Source organism: Paraburkholderia atlantica (assembly GCF_009362785.1).
GTDB classification, from domain to species: domain Bacteria; phylum Pseudomonadota; class Gammaproteobacteria; order Burkholderiales; family Burkholderiaceae; genus Paraburkholderia; species Paraburkholderia atlantica.
Map to the genome: position 1 here is coordinate 1 of NZ_WHNQ01000094.1, position 8,430 is coordinate 8,430.

The 8,430-nt window shown below is 58.3% G+C and carries 7 protein-coding genes and 3 pseudogenes; 3 read left to right on the plus strand and 7 right to left on the minus strand.

Going from position 1 to position 8,430, the window contains the following annotated elements; translation table 11 throughout:
• The coding region (locus GCT19_RS39910; protein WP_152854912.1) for an IS3 family transposase at nt 1-259 on the plus strand (259 nt) is incomplete at its 5' end.
• Nucleotides 260-337: 78 nt separating this feature from the next.
• Here the strand turns inward: GCT19_RS39910 and GCT19_RS39915 are convergent.
• The 7 genes and pseudogenes from GCT19_RS39915 to GCT19_RS39945 form a co-directional block, all read right to left on the minus strand.
• On the minus strand, nt 338-874 hold the full coding sequence (locus GCT19_RS39915; protein ID WP_260332461.1) for an HpcH/HpaI aldolase/citrate lyase family protein: 537 nt from the start codon (nt 872-874) through the stop codon (nt 338-340).
• 41 nt (nt 875-915) lie between these two features.
• Complete coding sequence (locus GCT19_RS39920) at nt 916-2,010, minus strand: cysteine protease StiP domain-containing protein (protein ID WP_152854952.1); 1,095 nt, start codon at nt 2,008-2,010, stop codon at nt 916-918.
• Nucleotides 2,003-2,761 carry an HAD family hydrolase gene (locus GCT19_RS39925; RefSeq protein ID WP_152854953.1) on the minus strand — a complete coding sequence of 253 codons (759 nt, stop codon included), beginning with the start codon at nt 2,759-2,761 and terminating at the stop codon, nt 2,003-2,005. The genes GCT19_RS39920 and GCT19_RS39925 overlap by 8 nt, the downstream gene beginning before the upstream one ends.
• Nucleotides 2,751-3,878: a phosphoribosyltransferase domain-containing protein gene (locus GCT19_RS39930; protein WP_018436565.1), complete on the minus strand. Its 1,128-nt coding sequence runs from the start codon at nt 3,876-3,878 to the stop codon at nt 2,751-2,753. The genes GCT19_RS39925 and GCT19_RS39930 overlap by 11 nt, the downstream gene beginning before the upstream one ends.
• Before the next feature lie 134 nt (nt 3,879-4,012).
• Nucleotides 4,013-4,451, minus strand: a pseudogene (locus tag GCT19_RS39935) (transposase); the annotation flags it as partial.
• A gap of 306 nt (nt 4,452-4,757) precedes the next feature.
• Nucleotides 4,758-5,089, minus strand: a pseudogene (locus GCT19_RS39940) (IS5/IS1182 family transposase); the annotation flags it as partial.
• Nucleotides 5,090-5,165: 76 nt separating this feature from the next.
• Nucleotides 5,166-5,684 (minus strand): annotated as a pseudogene (locus GCT19_RS39945) (IS6 family transposase); the annotation flags it as partial.
• Nucleotides 5,685-7,009: 1,325 nt separating this feature from the next.
• Here GCT19_RS39945 and GCT19_RS39950 point away from each other — a divergent pair.
• Entirely contained in the window at nt 7,010-7,342 is a 333-nt protein-coding gene (locus GCT19_RS39950) for a type 1 periplasmic-binding domain-containing protein (protein WP_035491685.1), read from the plus strand.
• 208 nt (nt 7,343-7,550) lie between these two features.
• Nucleotides 7,551-8,430 (plus strand): branched-chain amino acid ABC transporter permease (locus GCT19_RS39955; protein ID WP_152854954.1); only part of this gene is annotated, 880 nt, incomplete at its 3' end.

Below are 8,430 nucleotides of genomic sequence, written 5' to 3' on the forward strand. Positions count from 1 at the left end.
TGGCATGCGTTGCTCTATGAGCCGCAAAGGAAATTGCTGGGACAACGCGCCGACGGAGAGCTTCTTCAACAGCCTGAAAAATGAACGGGTTCATGCAGCGCGCTATCGCACGCATCGCGAAGCCGCAGCGGACTTGTTCGAATACATCGAAGTGTTTTACAACCGCAGTCGTCGTCATTCGTCGCTCGGCTTTGTGTCGCCGGCCCAGTTCATGCGAGACTGGCTCGTGGCTCAGCAGGCAACGGATGTAGCTGCATAACCCCGGGCCTCTGGAAGGCGAAAAACAGAGGGAAGGTCATTCCGGACTTCGCCGGTGTTCGAGGGAGCTTAGACGGTGTTAGAAACGAGCGAGCCTTGACGCGACCAGCGTCTCCAGCCCCAGTGGTGGCTGGATTGTGTCGCAGACCAAGACAACCCATGAGGTTTTTCGCCAATCCGCAGCGTGATGATGCGCTGATTTGGGGTTCGCCTTCAGAGCTTGGCCAAGCTCCACCATTGGGCCAGGGTCGAACGCGTCGACTGTCTCCGGTGTGGGCATGAGGCACAGATCCAAGGTGCTCACCGCGTATTCCCAAGATTGGAGGGATTTCAGTGTCAACTTGGGGACGACGAACCTGTCGACGTGCTTCATCAGCGGCCAGTCACTCAGCACTGCTGCCATCGCAGCATCGTGCGGCCGGAGGAGCAGCAGGAGACCATGTTCAGGGCGGCCGCCCCAAGCCTCAACCTCCATGAGGAGCGCCCGCAGGTTCGCGAGCGCGCTTTCGACGTCGATCGCCGCCACCGCGTCTTCCAGGCACACCACAAGTGAGCACAATTCTGAGATCTTGGTGCCGAAAACCACGTCCAGCATGTCACCGCGGGTAGCCGGCATGTACAGAGTCGCCCCGAGGGCGAACGTAGAAATGTCGCCCCTCAGTTGGGACTCCGTGTGATTGTCGCGGCACGATACGGACCCAGGTCCGCGCCAGCCTCCTCTACGGTCACGCCCGCGCGGTCAGTGAGATGCATTAACAATTGCACGTCGCTGTCGTTGCTATCACGTACCAGAACGTGATCGGGCACACGACGCAGAACAGCTCTGGTTGCCTCAGCGATACCCGGCTTCACGCGATTCAAGTTGAAGGTGCCAAAACGCGTTGCCAGTGAGGACACCACGTGATCAGCGGACGCTTGGAGCTCCAATCGCTGTTCGTCGGTCCATGGAGTTGCGGGATAAACTTCGCCCAGCGCCCCACGTTCGGCCTCGATCGTATCGATGAACTCTCGGGTTACGTCATGCTTAGGCAGGTGGTCGTATGTCACGCAACCATGAAGCCCACCTTGAGTCGGCCAGATGGTGCGGGATACGAGGCCCGACACAGTTGCACCGAGGATGCCGGACGGAATTACCCAGTCCTCTGCAGAGCCAGCCAGCCAAGCGCGGCCGCAGGGGTCTGCTAGAACAACGAGGCGAGGCTCTGCTGGGAAGCGCTTGTCGTCGTCCAAGGTCCGCTTGAGCTCATCGGAGATTGCGCCTTTGCCGGTCCAACCATCCACGAAGGCGATCTTTTCGGCCCCATGCAGCTGGATGATGGCTTCCAGAGCCACCATGTCGATCCCGCGATCGCGAATGATGCTGACACCGTAGTGGTGAGTATCGCGGCCCATTTCGACGAGTGCCCGGCGCAGCAGGACACCGAGGGGCACGCCTGCGCGAACAAATGAAACCAGGGCGATGCTCGGCCCGGTGTAAGCGGCACTCAATGCCAATGCCAAGGCCTGAACATTGGAAGCCATACGAGCGCCGTTCCGCGCCAAGGCATGGGTGTAGAGACCCTTGTGCACGTCGGTAGGAGCCTGCTCGAAGCTTATCATCTCAGAGTAGTGCTTCCGGTTCGTCTGAATCAGAAGCTCCTTTTCCTCAACGGTAGTGAAGCTCATCTGCACGCGTTGCAAAAGGAAATGCACATCTTCAGGGGCGTAGCTGCCGCTGCCGACGGTGCTCAGGGTGGCGAGAGGATTACTCATTGATGAGCCCCTTCACTACTGTTGCCAGTTGACTGCGCGCCGGCGTTGACCACATGTGACAGAGGTCCATGAACCCCAGGTCGGAGATGCTGTCACCGAAGCCCAGGACCGGCCGCTCGCCGTGGACTTCACGATCGCGGCGCAACCATTCTTGAACGGCGAAGCGTTTTTCCAAACCCGCAGGCAGGAGGGCGAGGTTGTTTCCATTAACGTGGGTGTGCATGCATTCCAACATGCTTCGAGATTGAACTTCGGTCAGCAACTCGGTGAGCACCGAGTCGTTGGACTCGTTGTGTTTGGTCAGCACGTAGTGGCGCAGACCTTTCTCTTCAACTACCCAACTGCGCAGGGAGTAGCCCAGTTCTTTGCCGATTTGCAGGGTGGCCTCCCTCAGTGTCGACAGCCGGTCTTGAAAGGTCCGGAGCGACTCGGCCATCTGTGCGTGCCAGGGCTGGTCAAGCGATCCGTCAGGGCGGAGCATCACGCCTCCATGGGAGCAGATTGCACCTTCGGTGAAAGGAAGCTTGACGCGGTTGTAGGCCTCCACGCTACGTGCGGTAACCGGAACGACGTCGGCCGAGGGCAGCAGCCAGTTCAGGAAGAAGTTCTGGACCGGGTTCATATACCCGTTGGGCTGCCCATGCACGTCCAGGGTGGCGATGATTCGTGGGGTGGCATCCGCCATCTTACTTGCGGTCTGGAACAGGGTGTCGTCGAGGTCGACGAATATCAGCGGACGATTACTGCTCATCGAAAATTATCTCCGCATTCAGGACATCAACCAGTTCTGCAGGGAGCGCTTGCGCCGGGGTTTCGGTGCAGATAAGAACTCGGTCGAATTCACCGGGCTTCACGTTGTAGAGGAAGTTCGGAATACCGAGGCCATAGTTGTCAGGAAACGACAGCGCGTGCTCGATGGCGTGGCCTATGGCTATAGGGGACCTGGTGGTAGCGCTGAAGTAGACGTCTGCCCCGGCTCGCTCCGCGCGCTCTGCCAGCAGGAAGGGACGCCAGACGAACTCACCGGTACCCACTACGACGACTTTCTCGCCGGGCTGGATTTGAATGTTCGGTGCGAGCGTGTCGTCCACGTGGCGAACGCCCAAGCGCCCCCAGTCATTGCGGGGCGAGAGAGGCCATCCGCCTATAGAAACGGCGCCGACACCTAGCATATCCGGCAGAGGCGCGGACTGATCTTCGTGGAACTGATACGAGCCGCTCAGCAAGGATACGGCGGTGGTCGACTCTCCGATGGCCTTACGCACAGCACCCCCAGACCAGTCCGTCAGGACACACGTGACCACTCGCTCGATCTTGTTCAGGCCGGCTTCGATTAGTGCGCGGTGCAGGTTGAGAAAGGTCTTGCCGGTCGAAGCCTCATCGTCCACCAAGATTAAAGATCGGGCCTGGAGCATCAAATCACGAACCTCGGGATCGACTGGCAGGTGGATTAAATGGGTGCTGGCATGACTGTGCTCTTCCTCGAATCGAGAAAAGAGGTCGGTACCCAAAGGATGACGGGTACTGGTGAGGTACACGCTGTCGGAACGCGTGGCACTGTAAGCACGGTGCACGCCGGCACCGAGGCCAACTGCGGCTTCGGCCACGCCTATTACCAGCACTGGGCCGGGCAGGTCCGCTGGGATCTCGCTGACGAGGCTCTCGAAACTGGCAGCCATGATCGATGGCCGCGTCGGCACGAGTCGTCCCAGAACTTTTGACACGAAGAGGAATGCCCGCTTAGGATTCCGGCGCTCTGCGAAACCGAACAGGGTAGCCGCGGGCAAGGCGGCGGCGTCGACTTTGACCTCGAGAAGTCCCCGCTTAAGTTGAGCGCGTAGGAACGTCGGTACTACATTGCTGTCCATGAACTGCTTCCTTGCGAAACGCTGATCAATGAGCCGATTGCCGATGGCTTGGCGGTGCGACTCGCGGCTTTTAAAAACAGGACGGTCGTCGACGGCTGATTCTAAGCATCCGTGCGGGTGTATTTCCGGGGCACAGCTCTTTCGACATTCTTCGTCGACGGCGGTGTCGCGAAGATCGTGGCATCCACCGGCGTGCCTTCTTTCATCCCCGCGCTCGCATAGCGCGATGCCGATCTCATCGAACAGCTTTCGCGTCAACTCATGCTGCGACCAACAGGCGCCGAAACTTCACAGCGTGGCGGCATTCGGTAGGTTCTCGCGCGCCAAGTCGATGCCCGGGAACGCGCGCATCGCGAAACTGTCGTTCAGCGCGTCTTCAAGGACTTCATCCGTCAGGCCGTACCACTGTTCAAGAAAGTAGATCCGCAGCATCCGCTCAAGTCCCATCGGCGGGCGGCCCCATTCGCCTTTCGGGTAGTACGGCCCGGTCGCCAACAGCAAGCGCTCCCACGGTACCACTTTCTCCATCTCTGCAAGGAAACGCTGACGCCTGATCACTCGCTTCTTGTCCAGACTTCCTACTTCTGCAAAACCGAGCTACCGCTTCATGATCGTGGGACCGTTTCGTGAGCCTCTTACTACAACGTCTTCGTCCTCGTCACCGACGACCGCGTAGCCGATTGGTCTGCCTTTCCCAAGTTTGATGCGAGGTCGAGGACCTAACAGGCTGTCGAAAATCGCCTCGTTTTGACAACCGCGGCAATGTTTAAAGGGATTTCGTATGCAATTCGTCGCTGAGTTGCACATGGATCGTCCGGGGCACACCACAGGCGAGTGAGCCAGCCGGCGCGTTTTCGCCCGGTGGCCGCGTCCGGCGACTCATTGCGCTGCTCCTCGCGGCACGGCCATCAGTATTCGGGCCATTCCGGTCAGGTTGCTCGCCAGCATGGTCAGTCTGAAGTGCTGGTGACCCGCTTGATGCCTCGATAGTTGGTCTGCCGAATTCTGCCAATGGTCTTGCCCCAACCGGAGTACTCTTCGATGCGTTTAAGTTTCACCTGGCTGATGCCGTAACCGGCGTGCCGCGAAGCGCGCCCATCAATCGCGCTTCCGTCTTGATGAGCAACGTTGCGCGCCACATGGGGCGTCACGTTGCGCGTCTGGCAGTCACGAACAGAGTCGCACATGTCGTAAGCCTTGTCGGTCCCAACAGGATTTGGCCGCGAAAAGGACACAGTCATAGCAAAGCGCGATATCATAGGATTGCTTATTTCGCCAGCGAGTAGAATTGTTCAGGCATTTGTTCTGGCAGACCTTGATCGGCGTCTCGCGTTCGGCGGTGAGCGCTTGTAGCGCCGCCAGATTTGATCCGCTTTTATCAATCGTCACAGTCTACAGTTCACCGTTCAGAGTCATCGCCTTTTCGAAGTGTCTCCGGGCCGCAGCCTTGTCACGACGGGCTCGCAGAAGGAAAGCGATCGTGTTGCCAGCCTTGTCCGCGGCGCGGTACAAATAATATTTCCACTCGCTCCTCACGCGAATGTACGTTTCGTCCATACCCCAACTCCTGCCGCCCGCCGGCTTGCAGCGCCGAAACGGCTTCTCTAGAACCGGCAACAGTTTGAGTGTCCAGCGATGCACAGTCGGATGGCGAACCGAAATTCCTCGTTCGCCATCCGACTGTTCGAGGTGACGCAGACTCAGCGGATACGCAGCGTACCGGCGCACGCAGAGAAGGATTACGTCAAGCGGATAATGTAGGCTCTTGAGCACCTTCGCCACCGCGCGATTCAGGTTCTGCTTCATCGGTCAGATCATCCGTCTTCGGGGCCTCCACATGGCAGGTCCCTTATTGGGACAAAACCTTGGTCATTTCTTTAGTCGGACGCCGATGCCCATGCACGTTCACCATGCTCCGCGACGGCCCCAACTACCAACCACTTTAACTGCTTGATCACTTCATTCTGATGGCTCATCGATCGGATCGAACTTCATCACTGGATGAGCTTCGTAGCCCTGAAAACACCCACCGAAACGGCGTCCACTCGGATCGTTGAAGGTGTGACCGGGCAATCCTAACGGCAGTTCATCTCTGATACAAGCATAACTTGCTTAAGCCGGCATAAGCAGAATTTATGTGGCAAGGAAAAGTGAGCTGCTTGGATATAAGCCGAATTTATTTCATATTCCTAATCGCGCAAAATAGAATAGGGCCCAGCCTCGGCCCACCGCAGTATTGTGCCGGTGCCGGGGTACCTTGGTCCTTCTGAAGGAGGCTGACAGTTGGGCGCGTCGGGTAGATTGACAGGAACGCACTGCCGCAAGGGGGGAGGAGGCAACGTAGCGTCGAAAGGGTGTTGGCCGCTCCGAGCCCCGAAGCTGATCATTAGGCCATCAGGCTGGTGGTGCTATCTGAAAGCGCGGTTTTGTAGACAAGCCCGCGGTTGGCGTGACGAGGCGTAGACGGTCGATGCGCTGCTGCGCCCCCTCCTGCAATGGCTAATGCACATCGTTATTTCGGGATGGCGATTCATCAGCATTGGCGATCCACAAAAAGGCGGCCGTTGACAAAAGGGTGGCGATCTGATTGCCGCTTGACGCGCGCAACGACGGGTAGGCGACACCGCTGAACAATTGTCCAGGAGAGGTACCTGAACAACATAGCGTCACGTGAGATCGCTGCGCCATCAAACGCATCATCAAGCTGATGTTCGCTTCAGGAATTTTTGGATCTGATGCGTCATTCTGTCGGGCACATAGAGATCATGCACATGAGTCGAAAAAGGGTAAGTATGCGACGCTTGCAATTCAAGAGTTCCAGTCGAATAGTGCTATTCCGGGGCCACGCAACAGAAATTTCTGGTTCTGTGTGATCGCTTTTGACGCTAGCCTTAGCGGGATGCGATGCGACTGCTGACGTGATCCGTGCGGCTCCGAGAAAATGTATTGATCCGTAAGTAACGCTTGGTCGAGAACACGATGAATGCTGTCAAATGTCGCGTCGACCCTCGGCGAAAAAAAGAACGCGCGGACTTTTGGAATATGTGGATTTTGGCTGAAGCTTGCGTGCATATCGGGCAAAACGGATGGGAGCCCGTTATCAGTTGAGCAATACAAAGAGAGGGACATCCATGAATGGCATCAATCAGTCGTCCGCTTCGGTCGCGGCACTGCCGTCCGCTGTCCGCGTGGCTGGACAGCCTAAATTCGCAACGGAGATAGTTGCTGAACCGCTGACAGGCGGGCAGTTTACCTTTGGAAAGAACGACGAAAGCGCTGTTCGAATCGCGGTTCAAGATGTGAACAGAGCATCAGCCGCGGCAAATCGTCGCTCGGTTGCGTTCGAAGTGCTATCGGAGGATGACGCAGTGGGTCGGGAACCGGGCGCGTACTCCGTTCAGAAACTCGTCTATTCGGGAGACGCGACGGCGATCGGCCGCAGTATTTCTGGCGTGATTTCGTGACAGTGCACAAGCAGATGCAATTCTCGACCATGATCGGGAAGTCGCATTCGATCGGACAGGCGACTGGATCGACGCACATGTGACGGTCTGTGCGATTTGGGGCGATAGCCGCCATCGCACTCGATTATTTTTTGACAGGTAACGGACATCATCGCACTGTCCGTTACCCCGTATCAACCCGTAGGCGGTCAACTGGAGTAAGAGAGACATGGACATTCTGGTCCAACAAATCATGAATGGACTGGTGCTTGGCAGTGTCTACGCCATCATCGCACTGGGCTATACGATGGTTTACGGCATTCTGGGCATCATCAACTTCGCTCACGGCGATGTGTTGATGGTGGGCGCGATGGTTGCGCTCTCCGCCATAGGTGTGCTGCAGAACCACTTCCCCGGCCTCGGCAACGTGCTGACGCTGGTCATCGCGTTGCTCATCGCGGCGGCGGTCTGCGCGGTGGTCGGCTACACGATCGAGCGCGTGGCCTACCGGCCGTTGCGCCGCGCACCGCGTCTCGCGCCGCTGATCACCGCGATCGGTGTGTCGATTCTGCTGCAGACGCTCGCGATGATGATCTGGTCGCGCAATCCGCTGCCGTTCCCGCAGCTGTTGCCCACCGACCCGATCAACGTGATCAAGGCCACCGACACGACGCCCGGCGCCGTGATCTCGATGACCGAAATCGTGATCATCTTGGTGGCGTTCATCGTGATGGGCGGCCTGCTGCTGCTCGTGCACAAGACCAAGCTCGGCCGCGCGATGCGCGCGATCGCCGAGAATCCGAACGTCGCGAGCCTGATGGGTGTGAGCCCGAATTTCGTGATTTCGGCAACCTTCATGATCGGCTCGGCGCTGGCTGCCCTCGCCGGCGTGATGATCGCGTCCGAATACGGCAACGCGCACTTCTACATGGGCTTCATCCCCGGCCTGAAGGCCTTTACCGCGGCGGTGCTCGGCGGTATCGGCAATCTCGGCGGCGCGATGGTCGGCGGCGTGCTGCTCGGCCTGATCGAGCAGCTGGGCGCCGGCTATATCGGCAACCTCACGGGCGGCGTGTTCGGTAGTAACTACCAGGACGTGTTCGCGTTCA